The following is a 21,944-nucleotide window of genomic DNA, read 5'->3' as shown; positions in this document are numbered from 1 at the left end:
TTGTAATGCTTACAATTATGATATCACTTTTATACTTATATGTCAAACATTTTTTTAAATATAGGCTAATATATCTTTGGTACACTTAACCTTTTCTCCTATTTTTATTCTCTCTAGTAGTAATTTTCTCTCTCTAATTGGAAGTATATTACTAAATACACCCTCTTGCTCTATTGAAAAATTATCAATGATTTCAATATTGTTAGAAATATCATACTCATCAATAATATCATTAAAATTAGATAGTTCCAATTTTTTATTTGATATGATTAAGGCTCTTTTGTTATCTAAAAGAGAGTAATCAATCTCTTTATCAACTATATAGAAACTATATCCCTCTGTGAACTCATCAGATACCTCTAGAGTGTTGAGTAATCTCTTATTAGGGGTTGAATCAGTGATATATAGGACTCTCTCTTCTAAGCTTTTATAGTAAAGTGAGATAGTTTCAAGTATAGTATCGATCCCCCTTCCTTTAGAAGCCACTAATACACTATTTTTTTTCTCTTTAAATATAGAGGCTAGAGTCTTTTTCTGTATACTATTGTAATTGAATTCCCCTATTAGAAAATTTTTAATATCTCTAAATAGCTCATTTTGCTTAATTGAGTATGAGTTAAACTCATAATCTCTATCAATAACTAGATGTATATTGTAGTTTTCCTCTTTTAATATGACATCTTTTATTGTAACTTTAAATTCATAATTATAGTTTTTTCTTAGTTCCAGAAGAAGATAGGAAGTTTGATTATCCAATGTAGTTAGATAGTTCCTATTGTGAGTTAGATCCACCTCATTATCTTGATATACGAGCTTCAAATCGTTATTATCAAGTTTTTTTCTAGTATAGATAACAGTTTCTAGTGGAAATACACTATTATATAGGTTGTAGTATTTTTCATTGTAATTTTCTTTGATCTGAGGGAGTTGTATATCTTCAATATACATCTTATACTGGTATCTATCTTTATATACCTCCAATTTTAATTTAAAGGCTATATCGACCTTTGTAAGAGTTACGATCTCATTAAATATATCCTCACTATTAAACCAGACACAGTTTTTAATCTCCATATTATCCTTTTTTACATTGAGCATAATATGATTTTTCTCTTTTCCAATAGCTCTAATACCAGATATCTCACAATCTCTCAATACAAATAGTGGTGATGGATTTCCAAAACCAAATGGTTCAAGAGTAGAGATCTTCTCTAAAAAGTCATAGGATATCTTATAGGCTGGGATAGATATATCTATCTTAACAGGTTTGATAAGAGAGGTTTCAGAGATTGTATTTTTAGCATATTCATTTATTCTCTTAGAGAACTCCTCAATCTTATCAATTTCGATAGAAAAACCAGCAGCTCCAGCATGACCACCATATTTTACAAAGAGCTCTTTCATTGAGTTAAGAGCTTCGATTATATTAAATCCCTCAATACTTCTACAAGAGGCAGTAGCTATCCCCTCATCTTTTTTTATCTCCATAATGATGGTAGGCTTATAGTATCTATCTAAAATTTTTGAGGCAACTATACCTATAACTCCATGATGAAAGCCTTCCTCTGCAACTACTAGCACACTATTTTCAAAGAGTTTTTTGCTCTCTATCTTGTGTGTAGCTTTTTCTAAAATTAGCTCTTGAATCTCTTTTCTCTCACTATTCTTAGTAAGTAACTCATCAATTATTTTGCTACATACTCTGTGATCTTTTTCAATGAATAATTCCACTGCTCTTTTGGCATCTTCTAATCTACCAGCAGCATTGAATATAGGAGCGATTATAAAGCCAATATCATAGGTTGTAAATTTTCTAGTTTTGTAATCTTCAAAAATTTTCTTAATTAGCATACTGATACCTAATGAGTGACTTCTCTTAAGTTTCTCCATACCAAATTTTGTAAATACTCTATTCTCTTCCATCAGAGGAACTATATCAGCTACTGTACCAATAGCTACAATATCTAGATATTTAAAGATCTCCTCTCTCTTTCCTAGTTTTTCAAAAAGAGCAAGCATTAGCATAAAGGCAGTACCAACTCCAGCTAGAGATTTGAAAGAAAATTCGTTATCTATTCTTTTAGGATTTATAACAGCAAAAGCTGGTGGATTTCCGTTGTTGATTTCGTGGTGATCAGTTATAATCACATCAATTCCTAGAGAGTTAGCTAGTTCTATCTCTGAGTGTGAAGAGATTCCACAGTCAACAGTAATTATTATTTTACCCCCTTGAGAAGCTATATATCTAATAGCATCTTTATTCAATCCATACCCTTCATCTCTCAATGGTATGTAGTATTTAGGTATGAAATCTAGTTCACTTAGAGCAAGATAACAAAGGGAAGTAGAAGTGATTCCATCTACATCATAATCTCCATATATCCAGATCTCTTCACCACTTTCCTTAGCTTGTATGATTCTCTCTACAGCTTTATCCACATCTTTTAGAAGTGATGGAGATTGTATATTATCTAAAGATGGATTTATAAAACTATATATCTCCTCATCTTTAGTTATGTTTCTGCTGTTTAATAAATTAAGAATATCTCTATCAATATTAAGTTTAGAGTTGGAGTTTGACTCCATATCTCTATATATCCATCTAGTATTTCTCATAGTTACTCTCCTTGTTAAAAATTGTATAATCTTGTATAAAAAATATAGGTAATGAAAAGGTTTTGAAGAAAGAATCTCTCCTCTGGCTCTATAATAGAGGCAAGGTTAATATCATTAGTATAATCAAAATAGATTCTCTTCAAATACTCATCTCCATAGATATAGGCAATCAAAGCTTTGATGTTATTTCCCTCATATTTATCTAGATATGTTTTTAGGATCTTAACTCCCTCTTCTATATTTCTATCCACATTGAAATAATCAAAGAATATAGTGGGATTTTCCTCATAAGGTATATTCATAATACCAATTTTAGATCCATCAGAGATATGATAGGGATTAAAACCAGTAATCTCATGTATAATAGTATAAACAAGCTCTTGAGGAACTTGGTATTTTTTAGAATACTTGTCAATTATATTGCTGTAATAAAGAGGAAAGTTGTATTTAATAAGTCCTCTATATTTAGAAAACTCTCCTAAATGTTTTTTCGAGTTTCTAAAAGCTAATTCATAAAACTCACCATTTTCCAATATGGTTGTGATGGCAAGAGCTGATTTGGTAGTGTGACTATCCATAAAACTACTTTTTTCCACTGCTATTCTCAAGATAGCTCTATCTCTCAATTTTGATATTTTTGAAATCTGCTCAACCTCTGCAATATCTCCAACTTGTAAAAAATTGTTAGGAAGAGTTTCAAAATTATTAATAATATTAGTAGAAAAATTAAAAAGATTGGCTAGTGAGTTTAAAGATATTTCAGAGTAATTTTTATTTAAACTGTTAAAATATAGTCCAACATAGGAGTTTGGATATTTTTTACTGATAGCTTCAATAGCACGATTAAGATTTTTTGTATCTTTCAAAGCAAAATATGAGATAGCTGCCATAGAGTCAGTGATTATATTTTTATTTTGAATTTTTTTCAAAGCACTGAGAGCTTCAGTATAATCCTCTAGTGAAAAATAGATACTAGCTATATAGAAATTTGCCTTTGAAAAATACTCTCCACTCTTTATATTTGAGAAGAGATAGAGTGCTCTAGAGAAATCACGATTTTTGTAGTAAGTAAGTCCTCTATAGAAATCGTATAGATCCTTTAATTGAGAATCATTCTCACTGGTAATAGCTAGAAGTTTCTCTTGAGAATCAGAGTCTAATAGGAGTTTGAGGTATGAACTCATAACTCTTTCTCTCTCTTTTTCTGTCAAAGTATTTTTCTCTAAAATTAAAGTATAGAGTTGCTCCTCATATCCATACTCTTTTTTAGAATGAAAATAGTTTCCTATTTTTAAAAGCTCATCAGTTGTAAAATTATCCACAACTGAAAAATCATAATTAAATTTTAATCTTAATTTATATTCATCTTTAATAGAGATTTTACTTAGAATAGTTAGAGCTTCTTTCTCATAGTAAGCTACAAAAGGGTAATATACATCTGAATCAATCATTTTTAGATAGAGAGTTCCCTTTTCAATATTTCCAATTTTGAATAGTGAATCTCCAAGGGTAAAGTTTCTTTCTGCTAAAAAGTGAATATTCTCTACTTTGAAGTTTTCACTGATAAATATTTCTGGAGTAGAAACTACTTTCTCTAAAAAATATGCAGATTTTTCATAGTCTTTCAATTGATAGTAGTTCATACCAATGTAGAAATATGGGTAGTTGTTATCAAATATATCAGATTTAGAAAAGCTTTTTAAAAGTGCTTCAAAATTGAGTTTTGCCTCATTGAAGTTTTTATTGTAATAGGCATCTTTTCCATTGAGGAAAAGAGTGTAGTCATCATTAGATTGTGAAAAACTATTTATAAACAGAGTTAAAAAAATAAATAGAGTAAAAATTCTTTTCATAATACACCTCGACAATATACTTTCTTATATAATTATCTCAAAATAACAAAAAAATGGCAATCTATTTTCTAAAAAAACCTTGAAATTATTTATAAATTATAAGATAATTAAATTGAACATTTATATTTTATAGGAGGTGAAATTTTGGGAAAAATAAAGATATTAGATGAGTCTGTATCAAATATAATAGCAGCTGGAGAGGTAGTAGAAAATCCAGCTAGTATGATAAAAGAACTGTTGGAAAACTCTTTAGATGCAGAGAGTAAGAGTATAAAGATAGAGATAAAAAATGGTGGTAGAGATGTTACAATCACTGATGATGGAGTAGGAATGTCACAGGAGGATCTTCTACTTTCAATAGAGAGACATGCAACAAGCAAGATAAAGGAGAAAGAGGATCTTTACAACCTTTATACCTATGGATTTAGAGGTGAAGCACTCTCCTCTATTAGTGCTGTATCAAGATTGACACTCTCTTCTAAAACAGAGGCTGATGAGTTGGGAAGTCAGATAACAGTATTGGGTGGAAAGGTAACGAGCTTAAAGAATATACAGAAAAATAGGGGAACCACTATTGAGATAAAGGAACTTTTTTTCAATACTCCAGCTAGATTAAAATTTTTAAGAAAACCAACAACTGAATATCTAAATATCAAGGATATCATAATCCAAGAGGCACTATCTAATCCAGAAGTGGCTATATCTTTGATAATTGATGGAAAGGAGAGTATAAAAACTTCTGGAAATGGGATAGATAATGCTATTGTTGAGATATTTGGAAGAAATGTTTTGAAAAATGTAAAAAAATTTCCATTGGGATACTTGGGAAATGGAGCTTTGTACAGAAGTAGTAAGGACTCTATATTTACATTTGTCAATAATAGAATGGTGAAGTCTAAGATAATAGAGACAGCAGTAATAGACGGATACTATACAAAGTTGATGAAGGGAAAATATCCATTTGCAATAGTATTTTTAGAGGTAGATCCTAAAAATGTAGATGTGAATGTACATCCTTCCAAAAAAGTGGTAAAATTTGATGATGAGGATAGAATATATAGATATGTTCTAAATGAGATTGAAAAAAGTTTTGAAAGAGATGATGAGTTTGTATCGCCTACTTTAGAGGAGAAAATTGAAAAAGATGAGAAAAAATATCTTGATTTTTCAGAGTTTGAGAGATTTACTCCAATGAAGGCAGAGCCACAGAAAATTCTTGAGATACCAGTAGAAGAGAAAATAGTGGTAGAAAAAGAGGAGATTAGCTATCCAGTAGAGGAGAGAGAAGAGCCTGAAGAAGTAGTAGAAAGTGTAAAAGAACCTCCAGTTAAATATGAAAAAATTGAGAAAACTGAGGAAAAACTGCCTAAAATTGAAAAAGATGAGAAAAAACCGGAGAAGAGAGAGATAAACTTTAAAGTTATGGGGCAGGTTTTTGACACCTTTATTTTAGTGGAGAGAGATGGTGTTTTTGAGATCTATGATCAACACATTGTACATGAGAGAATCCTGTATGAAAAATTAAAAAAACAGTATTATGGGACAGAGATTAGTATGCAACAACTACTTGTTCCAGTAAGGGTTTTAGTTGATCCAAGAGAGAAAGAGATAATCTTTGAAAATAGTGAGAATTTTTTAAAGGCAGGATTTGAGATAGATAGATTTTCAGATAATGAGATTTTGATAAGAGCAATACCAATAATTGATCTGAGAGATAGTATTGAGAATATATTTAGAAATATTTTAAAAAATATTAAGGAGAATAGAAATCTAGATATAAGAGAGAGCATTTTGATCTCAATGTCTTGTAGAGGAGCTATTAAAGCCAATGAGAAATTGGAGATTTCAGAGATGGAGAAGATAATAAGAGAGTTGCATGAGATAGGGGAATACACCTGTCCTCATGGAAGACCAATAATTATAAAGATAACAAGAGATGATCTAGAAAAACTTTTTAAAAGGAAATAAGGAGAGTAGGTTTGAATATTAATATCGTTTGTATAGGTAAGGTAAAGGATAAATATATAATTGAGGGAATAAATGAGTTCTTGAAAAGAATGCAATCTTTTGCTAAAATGAAGATAGTAGAATTGAAAGAGGATGGGAATGATAGCAACAGAAATATGTCGATAGAGAAGGAATCTGAAGATATATTAAGGAGCTTAGAAAAATTAGGTGGATACAATATACTGCTTGATATTCAAGGAAAGAATTACTCATCTGAGGAGATGGCACAGGAGATAGAGAGGATAACTGTAAAAGGAGATAGTACAATAAATTTTGTAATAGGTGGTTCTTATGGAGTGTCACAAAGAGTGAGAGAGGCTAGTCAAATGAGACTTAGCTTTTCAAAGATGACATTTCCTCATCAGTTGATGAGATTGATACTTACTGAGCAGATATATAGATGGTTTAGTATAATAAATAATGGAAAATATCATAAATAAAGGGAGGAATAATTATGTATTCACAGGGAGAAACTTTTTATTACAATATAGATGATGAGGAGTTTGAATTAAGCGTAGTTGAAAATATATCAATGAGAGATAAGGAGTATATCATAGCAGAGGATTATGATGGAGAGCTTCATGTATTTGATTATGATGAAGATGAGGAGGAGATCTATCTTATGGAGGACTCAGATGCTATGGAAGTAATAGAGTTCTGGCAAAATGAGTATCTTGATGGTGAGGATATTGGAGACTATGAAGATGATGAGTACTATGATAGAGAAGATGAAGAGTACGGGGATAGATACGACAATGAAGATTATTATGAAGATGATGAAGAGGAATATTATTAATGAGTAGATTTATTATAAAGAATACAGATAGTTATGGAGAAAAGAGTTTTGAAAAGGTTGAGGGAACTCTATCTCAAGAGAATGGGCAACTGATATATAGATATAACAGTAGATTGGGAGAGTGTGAGTTAATAGTAAGTCCAAGAAGAGTTATCATATCTAGAAAAGGAGAGGTATCTGCTATTATAGATGTGGATCTAGATAGAGTGACAGAATTTAACTATGTTACTAAAGAGATGAGAAAGCTATTTAAGATACAAGGGGAGAAGATAGAAGTAGATGAGATGAACTCTATTGTAGAATTTTCTTATAAGATCTTTGAGGGTAACGAAGAGTTAAATAGAATAACTATAGGAATAAAGAGTTACTAATGGAGGAGATATGAAAAACTATATTTTTCTAAGTTTAGTACTACTTTTAAGCAGTTGTACTAATTTAGATAACCTAAAGGGAAGTTTATCAGAGAGCAGTATAGAAAAACCATGGAATAATGTAGGTGAACTAAAAGCACAGAGTATCATATTAAATAGTTCAGCACCTTCAGGAATATTAAGTGATATATCAACAAGTCTAAAGAGAGGTTATGTAAGAGAGTACAATTCCACATATAGAAATAATTATGAAGTATATGTAGGGGATTATGTCTCTATACCTTTGGGAATAGGTGAGGATAGTTATAACGTTCTTTATTCACCATTGGGTGCATCATATGAGATGGAGATAAAAGATGGAAAACTATTTTTCAGAGGGATATATCAGGGAAATTATGAGGTAAATATCTATTCTGGAGGTTCATTTAGTAGAAAGATAGCTATTCAAAATAAATTAAAATATGAGTTTACAGAGCAGAATAACTATGAGGTTATTTTACAAGAGTATAAAACAGGAAATTTAAAGGGATTAAGTGATAGTGTAGCTGTACACAGAATAGCATTCCCTAATAGTTTTAGAGATAAGGAGATCTCTTTTATGCTGATTGAATTGGCAGGAAAAGATGGAAATGCTAAGATTATTAAAGATGAGATAGATTTCTTACAGAGATACACAAAGTTAGATGAGTATGACAAATTAAATATAGTTAACTCATTGAAGATGATCCAAGATAAAAACTTTATAATAAGTTCAGCTCTACTTGAGTATAAGAGATCAGCAACAAATTTAAACCAAGAGATAGCTGGATTAATTATGAACAAGAATAAAAATACACAGGAAGAGATAATCTTTTTAGAGAAGATGTATGAAACTACTCCAGATGAGACAATGGGAAATTTTATAGGAAATTGGTATATAAAAAATGGAAATCCTATAAAGGGAGCTAGTTATTTAAATAATGGTGGAGAGAATCCTGTTGATATGGGTACTCTAAATCCTGAAATAAAGGATACTAAAGTTGAAGAAAATGCACCTGTTGATCTAGAGGCACAGAATTATACTCAATATTTAACTTTTTTTGAAGATGGAAAGAAAAAATTTAATAAAGATAATTATGTAGAGGCTATTATTTATTTTGAGAAAGCTTTAGGATTAAATAGGGAGTATATTGAACAAAAAGATATATATTTCTATATGGGAGAGAGCTATTTTAAAACAGGTAACTATTCAGAAGCTGTAAATTATTTCAAAAAATCTCTAAATTTAGAAAAAAATGATGAAAAAAAAGCAGAAATATATTATAATATAGGAATAGTGTATGATAAACTTGGAGATAAGGAGCAAGCTGTAAACTATCTAACATATATAAGACAGAATTACAAGAACTCATCTTGGAGTGTAAAAGCTAGTCTATATCTTTTACAGCAGATGCAGCAATATCCAACAAAATAAGCATATTAAACAACTTAAATAGAAGGAGAGAGTACCTATGGAGAGATATTTTGATAGGATCGCCAGTGACAGTCTTGTCATGGAAAAATGGAAAAGAGTCGAAGAGTTAAAAGAGATGGGGATAAAGCCATTCGGAGAGAAGTTCGATAAGAAAAATATGATAGGGGAGATTTTAACTCATACTCCAGAAGAGGAATTAACATTCAAAACTGCTGGAAGAATAATGGCATATAGAGGAAAAGGTAAGACAGCTTTTGTTCATATAGAGGATATAAGTGGAAGAATACAAGCTTACTTAAGACAAGATGAGTTAGGAGAGAAAAACTACGAGCTTGTTAAAAAGATAGGTGTAGGAGATATCATAGGGGTAGAGGGAAGACTTTTCCTTACTTCAACTGGGGAGTTAACTATAAGAGCTAGTGTTGTAACTCTATTATGTAAAAATATTAGAGCATTACCTGAGAAATTTCACGGACTTACAGATATAGAGACTAGATATAGAAAAAGATATGTAGACCTTATAATGAATAAAGATGTAAGAGATACATTTATAAAAAGAACAAAAATTATATCAGGAATTAGAAGAATATTAGATGGTAAAGGTTTCTTAGAAGTAGAAACTCCATTGATGCACCCTATTTTAGGAGGAGCAGCAGCAAGACCATTTATAACACATCACAATACATTAGATGTAGATTTATACATGAGAATTGCCCCAGAATTATATCTAAAGAGATTAATTGTTGGTGGAATGGAAAAAGTGTATGAATTAGGAAGAAACTTCAGAAATGAAGGTATGAGTACAAGACACAATCCAGAGTTTACAATGATAGAGATGTACCAATCATATGCTGATTACAGAGATATGATGGACTTAGCTGAAGAGATCATAAGCACATTAGCTAAAGAGGTTTTAGGAACTTCAACTATCACTTACAATGGAAAAGAGATTGTATTAGAGAACTTTAAAAGAGTTCATATGGTAGATTTAGTAAAAGAGGTAACAGGAGTTGACTTCTGGGATAAAAATATAACATTTGAAGAAGCAAAAGCTCTTGCAAAACAACATCATGTAGAAGTACCTGATCACATGAATACTGTAGGACACATAATTAACCAATTCTTTGAGGAGAAGTGCGAAGAGACAATAGTACAACCTACTTTTGTTTTTGGACACCCAGTAGAGATCTCACCTCTTGCTAAGAGAAATGAAGAGGATCCAAGATTTACAGATAGATTTGAGTTATTTATAGATGCTAGAGAGTATGCTAATGCTTTCTCTGAGTTACAAGATCCAGCAGACCAAAGAGGAAGATTTGAAGCTCAAGTGGAAGAAGCTGAAAGAGGAAATGACGAGGCAACTCCAGTAATTGATGATGACTTCGTAGAGGCATTAGAGTATGGATTACCACCTACAGGAGGAATGGGAATAGGAATAGATAGACTTATCATGTTATTAACTAACTCTGAGTCTATAAGAGATGTATTATATTTCCCTCAAATGAAACCAAGAGACTAGATTTACTATTTATTAACTGAATAGAATAAAGATAGTTAAAAAGGAGAATATTTTACTTTAGGTAAAATTTTCTCCTTTAAATTTTTTAATAATATTAAGGAGCAAAGGATGTTAAGAGAATTTTTACTGATTTTTATTGTAAATTACATAGGTGTTGTTTTGTCAGAAGTATTACACCTACCAATTCCAGGAACTATAAGTGGAATGTTACTTCTATTTTTACTACTTCATTTCAAGTTTTTAAAACTTACACATATAGAGAAAGCTGGGAATTTTTTGCTCTTGAATATGACAATATTCTTTCTTCCTCCAGCAGTAAGTCTATTAGAAAATATATATTTACTTAAAACAGGATTTTTGAAAATAATATTTTTAGTAGTATTTACAACAGTGATAACAATGGTAATAACAGGAATTACAGTACAGTATTTAATAGAGAGAGGAGAGAAGAGATAATGCAGGAGATAGTAGGTAATCCATTATTTGGAGTGATAATCAGTCTAATTGCTTTTGAGATAGGAAAATTTATATTTGAAAAAACAAAGTTGGCAATTTTTAATCCACTTTTAATAGCAACATTGATTGTTATGGGAATTTTAAATTTCTTTCATATAAGTGTTAAAGACTATATGTTAGGTGGAAGTTTAATAGTGTTTTTTCTAGCCCCAGCTACTGTTGTTTTGGCTATTCCACTGTATCAAAAAATAGCCCTTCTAAAAAAACATTGGGTACCAATAATAGGTGGAGGGATAGTAGGAGCAGTAGTTGCCATAGTTTCAGTTGTAGTATTGGGGAAACTCCTAGGAATAGATCACAAACTATTGGTATCATTTATGCCAAAATCAATAACTACACCAATAGGGATAGAACTTTCAAAGATGTTGGGAGGTATTCCCTCTATTACAGTTTTTGCAATAGTTGTAACAGGGATTACTGGAAATGTAACAGCTCCATTTATCTATTCTGTATTTAAGATAAAACATCCAATAGCAAAGGGATTGGGATTGGGAGTATCCAGTCATGCTGTAGGAACAAGTAGGGCTATAGAGATGGGAGAGATAGAGGGAGCTATGAGTGCTTTAGCTATTGTAATAGCTGGAATACTTACCATTATTCTAGCCCCCCTTATAAATGCTTTTGTTTAAAATTTTATATCCATAATGATATTTTCATCTAAATCCTTGATAGTAAAAGTTTCTTTATCAAGTATAGCAAAACTATTTTTACTGCTATTTTTAGGTAGAGATATAGAACCAGGATTGAAAAAGTATCTATTTTCAATTTTTTCTATCATTGGAATGTGAAAGTGACCATATAGTAAGATATCTCCTTCACTCATAGGAAGGGGATTTTCTTTATTATAGATATGTCCATGAGTTATATATACTCTCTTTTCTCCAAGATAAAGAAGGGCATAGTCACTCATAATAGGATAATCTAAAACCATTTGATCCACCTCACTGTCACAGTTTCCTCTCACAGCAATAATCTTATCTTTATATCCATTCAATATTTGAATAACATCTTTTGGAGAGTAATCCTTAGGTAGAGGGTTTCTAGGTCCGTGGTAGAGTTCATCTCCTAAAATAACCAATTTGTCATAATCTCCCTTTTTAAAAATTTCCATAACTTTTTCTAAATAATATAGTGAACCGTGAATATCAGATATAATAAATAACTTCAAAATTTCTCCTCCAATTACATTTTTTATAAATATTATATATAGAATATGAGGATAAGTCAACTTGAGTGATAGAGAGCGTATAAATAAGTGTTGCTTTTTGTTAAATAAACAAATATAATATACATGAGTTAATAAGTCAAGAATTATTTAAAAGATAGATTTTACTCAAAAATTAATGATAAAAGGAGATTTAAGATGAAAAAATTTTTATTTAGTATATTTTTAGTTTTGATCATTGCAACTCTTTTTGTTGGTTGTAGTGGAGAAAAAAACAGTAAAAAAGATACATTAGTAGTGGGAATGGAGTTAGCATATCCACCATTTGAAACAAAGGATCAAAATGGTGAAGCTACAGGAATAAGTGTTGATTTCATAAAAGAGTTTGGAAAATATATAGGTAGAGATGTGAAGATTGAAAATATTGCTTGGGACGGATTGATACCCTCACTTCAAACTAAAAAAGTAGATTTGGTTATCTCATCTATGACAATAACAGATGAGAGAAAAGGAATAGTCGATTTTTCCAATCCATATGCTAACTCTCTATTGGGAATGTTAGTAAATAGAGATGGAAAGGTAAAAACTGTAGAAGATCTGAATAAGAGTGGTGCAGTTATAGCTGTAAAAACAGGATCTACAGGCTTTTTATATGCTCAAAAGTATTTAAAAGATGCTCAGATAAGATCATTTCCAGATGAGAGTGCATGTGTGACAGAGGTAGTTCAGGGCAAAGCTGATGTATTTCTATATGATCAATTGACTATATATAGAAATTGGCAAAATAATAAAGAGGTTACAGAAGCTATTTTTATACCGTTTCAAGAGGCTGAAAAATGGGGAGTAGCTTTTCCTAAAGGAAATGAAGAGTTAGTTATAAAAATGAATGAGTTTATAGAGAAATTCTATTCAGATGGTGGGTTTGAGAGATTGTCAGAAAAATATCTACCTGAGGAGAGAAAAGCTTTTAAAGAGTTGGGATTTCAGTGGTTTTTCGACCTAAAGAATGGTGAAAATAATGCTTAGAGGAGTTTTTTTTAGTACTGAAAAGGAGAGGGACTCACTAGGTAAAATTATAGTAAATATTGTAATTTTAATCGGAGTCATTGGAATAGGAATCTACTATTCATTAAAAAAAATAGGACTAGAGTTGGACTTTAGTTTTGTAAAACAGTTTCAAGGTAGAATTTTAGATGGATTTTTACTAACTTTTTATATAAGTATAAGCAGTTTTGTATTAAGCTCCCTAATAGGAGTAATAGTTTTTCTATTTCAGAGAAGTAATCTCATTATATTGAGATATTTTAGTCTGTTATATGTAAAATTTATCAGAGGAACACCATTAATTATGCAGATTTATCTATTTTTCTATATAATAGGTACTGCTTGGGGAATTGACAATCGTTTTGTGGCAGGAGTTTTAATTTTATCCATTTTTGAAGGGGCATATATAGCTGAAATCTTAAGAGGGAGTTTTGAATCTATTGATAAAAATCAGATTGAAATTGCTAGAGCAATAGGCTATACTAAAAAACAGACAATAAAATTTGTAATCCTTCCCCAATTGATAGTTCAAACTATCCCAGCTTTAACAGGACAGTTTGCTTCAATAATAAAGGATTCCTCTCTACTTTCTATAATAGCTATAATAGAGTTAACCCAAACTATGAGAGAGATATCTTCATTGAACTTTAAACTCTTTGAATGCTATATATTATTGGGAGTTTTATACTTAGTATTTACTCTACCTCTTTCATATATTAGTGAAAAATTGGAAAGGAGATTTAAATATGAGAATTAAATTACAAAATATATCTAAAAAATTCTCAGATAACAATATAATTTTAAATGGAATTGACTTTGAGGATGATGTGAAATCACTTGCTATAATAGGACCCTCAGGGGGAGGAAAATCCACTCTTTTAAAGATTATTGCTGGGTTGATAGAGCCAACAGATGGAAGTGTGGAGATAGATGGAAAAGTTTTAAATTTTAATGAGAATGAGCTTTTGGAGTACAGGAGATCTATAGGTTTTATATTTCAGCAAGAGGGCTTATTTAAACATATGACAGTTTTAGAAAACATTGTAAATCCACTTGTAAATGTACATGGGTATGAGTTGGAAGAGGCAAAAGAGATAGCCTTAAAATATCTGGAAAGATTTGGACTACAAAATGAGATAAATAAGAGACCAGCAGAACTTTCTGGAGGACAAAAACAGAGAATAAGTATTATAAGAGCAATAACGTTCAAACCTAGATTTTTACTTTTTGATGAGCCAACTTCAGCTTTAGATCCAGAATATACAGTGGAAGTTCTAGATGTTATTAAAGAGTTGAAATCTGAAGGAATAGATTTTATAATAGTAACCCATGAGATGGGATTTGCAAGACATGCTTGTGATAAGGTATGTTTCCTTTACAATGGTGAGCTTTTGGAGTATGGAGAGAGTTCTAAAGTTTTTACCAATCCAGCTACACCAGAGTTGAAAAGATTTTTAAGCAAACTTCTTGAATGGAATGTTTAAAATTATTTAGAAATAAAAAAGTTGATTAACTTTAGCTTTAAAACTAAGGTCAATCAACTTTTTTTATAAAGTTTTTATGAAATTACTATTTAATAAATCCACCAAGTTTAGGAAGATACATTGAAATTGCTGGAACATATGTAACTAACATTAGAACTAATATTATTACTCCATAATATTTTATCAATTGTCCCATTACATCTTCTATTTTTAATTTACCAACTTTAACTCCTACAAATAGAGTATTTCCTACTGGTGGAGTTATATTTCCTATACAAAGATTGAAAACTATTATTATTCCAAAATGTACTGGACTCATTCCAAAAGATTTTACTATTGGTAAAAATATTGGAGTGAAAATTAGTATCGCTGGAGTTACATCCATAAATGTTCCAATAAAAAGTAGTAATAGATTCATTAATAGTAAAATTAGGTATTTATTACTTGTCAATCCTAAAATAAGATCTGAGATTGCTTGAGGAACACCTGTGAATGCCATTACCCAAGACATTATAGTTGAAACTCCTATTAGAAATACAATTATTCCAGTCATTTTAGCACTTTCAGAAAAAATATTGATCAGTTGTTTGAATGTTATAGTTCTATAGAATAACATTGATAGAAGTAGAGTATAAACAACTGCAACAACTGAACCTTCTGTAGGTGTAAATATTCCTTTAATAATTCCACCAATGACTATTATTATTAGTGCTAAAGATGGTAAAGCATCTATAAAAGTAGCCACTACAACTTTAAGTTTAAAGTTATTAGTTCCCTTCATTCCTTTAGATTTACATAAATATAGAGTTAGAATCATGCATCCTAATCCCCATAGTATTCCAGGAATATATCCTGCCATAAATAGTGCTGCTACAGATGTTCCACCACTAACTAATGAATACACTATTAAAGAGTTTGATGGTGGAATCAAAAGTCCTGTAGGAGCACTAGCTATATTGGCAGTAGCACCTAATTTTTTATCATAACCCTCTTCCTCTTCCATTGGCAATAAAATTCCACCCATTGCAGCACAGGCAGCTGTAGCTGATCCAGATATTGCTCCAAACATCATATTGGCTAGTATATTTGTTTGCATTAATGAACCTGGAATTCTTCCTGTTAATGATTGGGCAAAGGCTACTAATTTCTTAGCTATTCCACCTTGATTCATTATATTTCCTGCTAATATAAAGAAGGGAATTGCTATTAAAGTGAAGTTAGATATTCCTGAAAAAATTCTTTGAGCACCTGTTACTAAAGTATTATCAAAAACTAGAGAGGGAAGTATAGCTAATATAGAAGACACTCCTATACTTATAGCAATTGGAAATCCTAATAATAAAGTTACTATTAAGACAACAAACATTATTAAAGCTGTTGTAAATACCATCTATTATACCTCCTCTTTCAATCTAATAAATAGATCTCTTATATTTAAAATACTGTATATTGAAGTTATTATTCCACAAGTTGGAAGTACAGAGTATACATATCCCATTGATATTCTTAGAGCTGGAGATATTTGTGTCATAGTTAACTCTGTTATTGCTTTTCCACCACAAACTAATACCCCAAAAGCAAATAATAAGATTACAATTTCACATAGAATAGCAATATATAATTGTGTCTTCTTATTAAATTTTTCAACAAAAAACACCATACGCATATGATCTCTTTTTCCAAAAACATATGATGCAGCAAACATTGACATCCAAGCAAAAGAATAAGATATTAACTCCTCTGAAATTGTACTAGGATCTTTAAAAATATATCTTACTGATATTTGATAGGTTCCCACTGCTGTCATAAACATGAATAAAACAACACAAATAAAAAGAATTAATTTATCTAAACCATTTCTTAAATTTTCCATTATTTATCCTCCTTCATCTGTTTTCCTATCTTTTGTATCTGTTCATAGATAGGTTTTAATTTAGGAGTAGCATCTAGGATTTCTTGATGAAGTGGAATTACTTTTTCTTTAAATAAAGCTACATCTGGATAGATAAATTGTACTTTCATATCTTTTTCAGCATGTATTTTAGCTTTTTCTACAGAGTCTTCCCAAGCATCTCTTTGTACCTTTGAGATTAAAATAAAACCTTCGTTAAAAATTTCTCTCTCTTGAGAAGAAAGGCTATTTAAGAATTTTAGATTTCCTATTAAAATATCAGGAACCATTTGATGCATATTGTATGAATAGAATTTTGCAACTTCTCCATGTTTATTACTTGTCAAAGCTAGTTCATTATTCTCAGCACCATCTATAACACTTTGTTGTAAAGCTGTATAAACTTCTCCAAATCCCATAGGAGTAGCTGCTCCACCAAATAGATCCATCATTCTTATATTAGAAGCACTTTGTTGTACTCTGATTTTTAAACCTTTTAAATCAGCTGGAGTTTTTATAGGTTTTTTAACTGTATAAAAGTTTCTTGTTCCAGCATCTAACCAAGTTACAGCTTCAAATCCTGATTTTTCTGTAGAGGTAAATATTGGTTCAATTAATTCTTTATTATCCATAACTGTATGATAGTGTTCTGGGCTATCAAATAGATATGGAAGATTAAATATTTGATAGATATTATCAAAACTTTCTAAAATAGCATTACTTGCTACAGCAAAATCTATTGCTCCTGTTTGAGTTAATTCAACAGTATTCACTTGTGATCCAAGCAATTCATTTGGAAATATTTGAACGTCATACTTATCTCCAAGTTTACTTTCGATAAATTCTTCAAAAGCCATTAATCCTATATTTGTTGGGTGATCTTGTGCTTGGTTATGTGAAATTCTTATTATTCTTTTATTTTCTTCTTTTCCACAAGATGTTAGAATTAGAGCACAAATCACTAGTAAGGTAAAACTCAAAAATGATCTTAATTTTTTCACGGTTATCCTCCTAATCTTACTTTAAGTATTTTTTTAGAGTATTATTTACTGCTTCTGGTCCTACTAACATTTCTACAAAATATTTTTCTACTGTTTCTGCCAATCCTATCTCTTCTAGATCAACACCAAAAATCATTTTATTTTTTAGGATCTCCCTAAGTTGTCCTTGATATGTTTCTGGTTTACCAAATTCAATTCCTGATAATTTTTCTTGTAACATTGTTAACATTGGATCAGGACTAATACTTCTTTGACAACCATTATCATCTATACCTAATAGGTATCTAAACCAACCAGCATAAACTAAAGGAATATATTTTATATCTGAAATATTTAACTCTTTACTATCTAAATATGCTTTTAAAGTTTCTCCATATCTTATTCCAACTTTTTGAGAAGTATCTGTTGCTATTCTCTCAGGTTGATCTGGAATATATGGATTTGCAAATCTTTCGTCGATTACCTCATCTATAAATGCTTTTGGATCCAATATTTTTGGTGATTCGACTACTTTTAAAGCTTCACCATACCCTATATTTTTAATAAGTTTATTAAGTAATGGATTAGATACAGCACTATAAATAGTTTTTTCATTCAATAGGCATCCATATATTGCTAATGCTGTGTGTAAAGGATTTAGACAAGTAGTAACTTTCATTCTCTCTGTCTTATCCACTGTATCTCTATCTGTTATATAAACTCCTGCTTCTGATTCTTCCAATTGAGGTCTTCCATTAGGAAACTTATCCTCAACAACAAAATATTCAGCTTCTTCAGAGTTTACAAAAGGTCCAGAATAAGTGTTTTTATTAGTTACAACTATTTCCATATCTTCAAGACCTAATTTTTCAAGATATTCTTTAACTACTTCTGCTGGTCTAGGAGTTATCTTATCTATCATTGATACAGGGAAACTCACTTTAGATTCATCTTCTATATATGCTATAAAGTCTTTATCTACATAACCTTTTTCTAACCAATGATTAGCTATATCTTGAACAGCAACTTTTATTCTTTCACCATTTCCAGCACAGTTATCCATACTAACTATAGCAATAGGAGTAGCTCCGTTTTTAAATCTTATATTCAATAGATTTGTTATTATACTCATTATGTGTTTTGCTTTTGAAGGTTCATTTTTAAAATCTTCTTCTACGATACTCATGTAGTTTTTATCTGGAGTTTTAAGGTTATATCCCTTTTCTGTTATTGTAAAACTAATCATTTGTAAAGTTTTAGCCTTAACTATTTCTTCCAGTTTTTCCATATCAGTTTCAACTTTTAAAGATTCTACAATACTTCCAATTAATTCAGTTGAAAAATCCCCATCTTTTGATAGTCTTACTGATAATGTTAAATTGTCATATGGTTTATATACTTTATCAATGATTTCATTATCAAAACTTTCAGCAACAATTATTCCAGTATTTTCAAGACCTTTATTCAATAGATTTTGTTGCATTTTTCCAACATAAGCCCTAAATATATTTCCAGCACCAAAATGTAACCATTTTGGTGCTTCCATTGTATTTTTCTTGATTTTTTCTATGTCATATATTGGAGCTTTTATCTCTTTTATTTGTTTTATTTCTGCTAAATTATTTAAACAAAGTTTCATATTGTCCTCCAAATCAAATACTATTTATTTAGTTTTGTCAAAGTTTCCCAAATTCCAGTTATATAACTTGCTCCTAAGGCTCTATCATATAGCCCATAACCTGGTTTACCTGTTTCTCCCCAAATCATTCTTCCGTGGTCTGGTCTTAAGTATCCATCAAAATTATTTTTAGATAGAACTCTCATAATTTCAACAATATCTAAAGATCCACAACCAGAATAATGAGCTGACTCTTCAAAACTTACTCCATCATTTAGAAGTTTTACATTTCTAACATGCATAAAATGTATTCTTCCCATAGCACTATATTTATCTACTAATTTTGGCATATCATTGAAGTTTGCACATCCTAAAGAACCAGTACATAAAGTTAATCCATTGTACTTACTATCAACTAAATTTAAGAATCTGTCTATGTTTTCCTCTTTAGTTATAATTCTTGGTAATCCAAATATAGACCAAGGTGGATCGTCAGGGTGAATAGCCATTTTGATATCATTTATCTCAGCTACTGGAATGATTTGCTCTAAGAAGTATTTTAAGTTTTCCCAAAGTCCTTCTTCTCCAATCTCTTTATACTTAGCAAATAGAGTTGCCATCTCTTCTTTAGTATAACTTGAATCCCATCCAGGTAGAGATAGTTCAGCATTTAATGGATCTAATTTATCAACTTGATCCTTATAATAAACCAATGTTGTAGAACCATCTTCTAACTCTTTATCTAATTGAGATCTTGTCCAGTCAAATACAGGCATGAAGTTGTAACAAATAACTTTTACTCCTGCTTTTGCTAGGTTTTCAATATTTTTTTTGTAATTCTCAATATATTTTTCTCTTGTAGGAAGTCCTAATTTAATATCTTCATGAACTGGAACACTTTCAATTACTTCAAATTTTAATCCAGCTTTTTCTACTTTTTCTTTTAAAACTTGAATTTTCTCCATTTTCCATACTTCTCCAACAGGAACATCATATATAGCTGTTACTATACTATGCATAGTTGGGATTTGTTTAATATACTGTAGAGTTACAGGGTCTGTATCTCCATACCATCTAAATGATAATTTCATTTTTCCTCCTTAAATTTATTTATATTTTAATCTTTTAGTTTAAAGTAATTTTTTGCATTTAAATAACAAATTTCTTTGATCATTGGTTCTAGGATTTCTAAATCATAAGGAATTTCACCCTCTTCTACCCAAGTTCCTATTAAATTGCACATTATTCTTCTAAAATATTCATGCCTTGTGTAAGATATAAAACTTCTAGAGTCAGTTAGCATTCCTATAAATCTTCTTAATAATCCTAAACAAGATAGTGTAGTCATTTGATTTATCATTCCATTTTTTTGATCTAAGAACCACCAACCTGAACCAAATTGCATTTTACCTGGCATTTCTCCACATTGGAAATTTCCGATCATAGTTCCTAACACTTCATTATCTTTAGGATTTAAACAGTATAATATTGTTTTCGGTAATTCCATAGTTTTTTCCAACTCATCCAATAATCTAGAAAGAGAATAAGCATAGTTATTATCTCCTATAGAGTCCATTCCAATATCTGCTCCTAATTTTTCAAACATTCTTGTGTTATTATTTCTTTGAGCTCCCATATGTAACTGCATTCCTAAATCATATTTTTTATACTCTCTAGCTAACTCTAAGAATATAGCAGTTTTATACATTTCTATCTCTTTTTTATTTACTTCTTTTTCTTCTAAAGACTTTTTAAATACTTCCTCTACTTCCTCTTTTGTAGCTAATTGGAAGAAAGGTTCTTCAAGACTGTGATCTGTTACTAAGCAACCTCTTTCTACAAAGAATTTAATTCTAATTTTTAATGCTTCTACCAATTTTTCAAAAGAATCTATTTTCATATTTGAAACTTCTGAAAGCTTGTTTATGTAATCTTTAAAACCAATTTTTTCTATTCCTAAAACTTTATCTGGTCTAAAAGTTGGTAGTACTTTTACACCAAATTCTTTATCTTCTGAAATCTCAAGATGATATTCAAGAGAGTCAATAGGATCATCTGTAGTGCATAAAGCTGTTACATTTGATTTTTTTATTAGTTCTTTTGTTGTAAATTCTGGAGTATTTAATAATGCATTTGTTCTATCCCAAATCTCCTTTGCATTTTTTTTATTTATTACTAGATCTATTCCAAAAAATCTTTTTAATTCTAAATGAGACCAATGGTATAATGGATTTCCAAAGCAATATTCAATAGTATTTACAAAAGCCATAAACTTATCAAAATCATCTGCATCTCCAGTGATATATTTCTCATCTATTCCATTACTTCTCATAGCTCTCCACTTATAATGATCTCCAGCAAGCCAAATTTCAGTCAAATTTTTATAATTTTTATTCTCAGAAATTTCTTTAGGATTTAAGTGACAATGATAATCAAAAATGGGCATATTTTTTGCATAATCATGATATAACTTTTTACCAACTTCTGTTTTTAAAAGGAAATCTTCATCCATAAATTTATACATATATATTACCTCCAATTAACTTACATACTTGTATACTAGTATGTTATAATATTTTTGTTATAATGTCAACTGTTTTTTACACAATAATTTGTTTTTTAAAAGAAAAA

Annotated in this window: 20 protein-coding genes; 11 read left to right on the top strand and 9 right to left on the bottom strand. The window is 30.2% G+C overall.

Going from position 1 to position 21,944, the window contains the following annotated elements; all coding sequences use genetic code 11:
* Positions 1 to 54 precede the first annotated feature (54 nt).
* Both recJ and ABNK64_RS02435 read right to left on the bottom strand, forming a co-directional pair.
* Positions 55 to 2,616, bottom strand: a complete 2,562-nt coding sequence (recJ, locus tag ABNK64_RS02440; protein ID WP_349763358.1) for a single-stranded-DNA-specific exonuclease RecJ — start codon at positions 2,614 to 2,616, stop codon at positions 55 to 57.
* Positions 2,617 to 2,630: 14 nt separating this feature from the next.
* Entirely contained in the window at positions 2,631 to 4,469 is a 1,839-nt protein-coding gene (locus ABNK64_RS02435) for a transglycosylase SLT domain-containing protein (protein WP_349763357.1), read from the bottom strand.
* A 144-nt stretch (positions 4,470 to 4,613) separates the two neighbouring features.
* Between ABNK64_RS02435 and mutL the strand changes: the two genes are divergently transcribed.
* The 8 genes from mutL to ABNK64_RS02395 all read left to right on the top strand — a co-directional run bounded on the left by mutL (position 4,614) and on the right by ABNK64_RS02395 (position 11,760).
* Positions 4,614 to 6,437 (top strand): DNA mismatch repair endonuclease MutL, encoded by a 1,824-nt coding sequence (mutL, locus tag ABNK64_RS02430; protein WP_349763356.1) that lies wholly within the window; start codon positions 4,614 to 4,616, stop codon positions 6,435 to 6,437.
* An 11-nt stretch (positions 6,438 to 6,448) separates the two neighbouring features.
* On the top strand, positions 6,449 to 6,916 hold the full coding sequence (rlmH, locus tag ABNK64_RS02425) for a 23S rRNA (pseudouridine(1915)-N(3))-methyltransferase RlmH (RefSeq protein ID WP_291256023.1): 468 nt from the start codon (positions 6,449 to 6,451) through the stop codon (positions 6,914 to 6,916).
* 14 nt (positions 6,917 to 6,930) lie between these two features.
* Positions 6,931 to 7,272: a hypothetical protein gene (locus ABNK64_RS02420; protein WP_291256024.1), complete on the top strand. Its 342-nt coding sequence runs from the start codon at positions 6,931 to 6,933 to the stop codon at positions 7,270 to 7,272.
* Entirely contained in the window at positions 7,272 to 7,643 is a 372-nt protein-coding gene (locus ABNK64_RS02415) for a DUF1934 family protein (protein ID WP_291256025.1), read from the top strand. The genes ABNK64_RS02420 and ABNK64_RS02415 overlap by 1 nt, the downstream gene beginning before the upstream one ends.
* A 10-nt stretch (positions 7,644 to 7,653) precedes the next feature.
* The gene (locus ABNK64_RS02410) at positions 7,654 to 9,096 is read left to right on the top strand and encodes a tetratricopeptide repeat protein (protein ID WP_349763355.1); all 1,443 of its coding nucleotides are present in this window, start codon (positions 7,654 to 7,656) and stop codon (positions 9,094 to 9,096) included.
* 37 nt (positions 9,097 to 9,133) lie between these two features.
* Positions 9,134 to 10,615: a lysine--tRNA ligase gene (lysS, locus tag ABNK64_RS02405; RefSeq protein WP_349763354.1), complete on the top strand. Its 1,482-nt coding sequence runs from the start codon at positions 9,134 to 9,136 to the stop codon at positions 10,613 to 10,615.
* 108 nt (positions 10,616 to 10,723) lie between these two features.
* The gene (locus ABNK64_RS02400) at positions 10,724 to 11,071 is read left to right on the top strand and encodes a CidA/LrgA family protein (protein WP_300341116.1); all 348 of its coding nucleotides are present in this window, start codon (positions 10,724 to 10,726) and stop codon (positions 11,069 to 11,071) included.
* A complete protein-coding gene (locus ABNK64_RS02395) occupies positions 11,071 to 11,760 on the top strand; it encodes an LrgB family protein (protein WP_349763353.1) in 690 nt (229 codons plus the stop codon). The genes ABNK64_RS02400 and ABNK64_RS02395 overlap by 1 nt, the downstream gene beginning before the upstream one ends.
* On the opposite strand, the gene yfcE is transcribed toward ABNK64_RS02395, so the two are convergent.
* Complete coding sequence (gene yfcE / locus ABNK64_RS02390; protein ID WP_349763352.1) at positions 11,757 to 12,299, bottom strand: phosphodiesterase; 543 nt, start codon at positions 12,297 to 12,299, stop codon at positions 11,757 to 11,759. The genes ABNK64_RS02395 and yfcE overlap by 4 nt on opposite strands.
* A 195-nt stretch (positions 12,300 to 12,494) precedes the next feature.
* Here yfcE and ABNK64_RS02385 point away from each other — a divergent pair, with 195 nt between their 5' ends.
* From ABNK64_RS02385 to ABNK64_RS02375, 3 genes are read left to right on the top strand one after another with little or no spacing between them, the layout of a single operon-like run.
* Positions 12,495 to 13,322: a transporter substrate-binding domain-containing protein gene (locus ABNK64_RS02385; RefSeq protein WP_300341110.1), complete on the top strand. Its 828-nt coding sequence runs from the start codon at positions 12,495 to 12,497 to the stop codon at positions 13,320 to 13,322.
* Complete coding sequence (locus ABNK64_RS02380) at positions 13,315 to 14,097, top strand: amino acid ABC transporter permease (RefSeq protein WP_349763351.1); 783 nt, start codon at positions 13,315 to 13,317, stop codon at positions 14,095 to 14,097. Before ABNK64_RS02385 ends, ABNK64_RS02380 begins: the two co-directional genes overlap by 8 nt.
* Complete coding sequence (locus ABNK64_RS02375; protein ID WP_349763350.1) at positions 14,087 to 14,824, top strand: amino acid ABC transporter ATP-binding protein; 738 nt, start codon at positions 14,087 to 14,089, stop codon at positions 14,822 to 14,824. Before ABNK64_RS02380 ends, ABNK64_RS02375 begins: the two co-directional genes overlap by 11 nt.
* 85 nt (positions 14,825 to 14,909) lie before the next feature.
* On the opposite strand, the gene ABNK64_RS02370 is transcribed toward ABNK64_RS02375, so the two are convergent.
* From ABNK64_RS02370 to uxaC, 6 genes are read right to left on the bottom strand one after another with little or no spacing between them, the layout of a single operon-like run.
* Complete coding sequence (locus tag ABNK64_RS02370) at positions 14,910 to 16,214, bottom strand: TRAP transporter large permease (RefSeq protein WP_349763349.1); 1,305 nt, start codon at positions 16,212 to 16,214, stop codon at positions 14,910 to 14,912.
* A 3-nt stretch (positions 16,215 to 16,217) separates the two neighbouring features.
* Positions 16,218 to 16,697 (bottom strand): TRAP transporter small permease, encoded by a 480-nt coding sequence (locus tag ABNK64_RS02365; protein ID WP_291256035.1) that lies wholly within the window; start codon positions 16,695 to 16,697, stop codon positions 16,218 to 16,220.
* The gene (locus ABNK64_RS02360) at positions 16,697 to 17,716 is read right to left on the bottom strand and encodes a TRAP transporter substrate-binding protein (RefSeq protein ID WP_349763348.1); all 1,020 of its coding nucleotides are present in this window, start codon (positions 17,714 to 17,716) and stop codon (positions 16,697 to 16,699) included. Before ABNK64_RS02360 ends, ABNK64_RS02365 begins: the two co-directional genes overlap by 1 nt.
* A 16-nt stretch (positions 17,717 to 17,732) precedes the next feature.
* The gene (locus tag ABNK64_RS02355) at positions 17,733 to 19,334 is read right to left on the bottom strand and encodes a mannitol dehydrogenase family protein (RefSeq protein WP_349763347.1); all 1,602 of its coding nucleotides are present in this window, start codon (positions 19,332 to 19,334) and stop codon (positions 17,733 to 17,735) included.
* Positions 19,335 to 19,354: 20 nt separating this feature from the next.
* Complete coding sequence (gene uxuA / locus ABNK64_RS02350; RefSeq protein WP_349763346.1) at positions 19,355 to 20,404, bottom strand: mannonate dehydratase; 1,050 nt, start codon at positions 20,402 to 20,404, stop codon at positions 19,355 to 19,357.
* 26 nt (positions 20,405 to 20,430) lie between these two features.
* The gene (gene uxaC, locus ABNK64_RS02345; RefSeq protein WP_349763345.1) at positions 20,431 to 21,837 is read right to left on the bottom strand and encodes a glucuronate isomerase; all 1,407 of its coding nucleotides are present in this window, start codon (positions 21,835 to 21,837) and stop codon (positions 20,431 to 20,433) included.
* Between the last annotated feature and the right edge of the window lie 107 nt (positions 21,838 to 21,944).

It is taken from the genome of Fusobacterium sp. SYSU M8D902, assembly GCF_040199715.1.
GTDB lineage: Bacteria > Fusobacteriota > Fusobacteriia > Fusobacteriales > Fusobacteriaceae > Fusobacterium_A.
The sequence above is the reverse complement of the archived record's forward strand: the minus strand, read 5'-3'. Positions and strand labels throughout refer to the sequence as shown.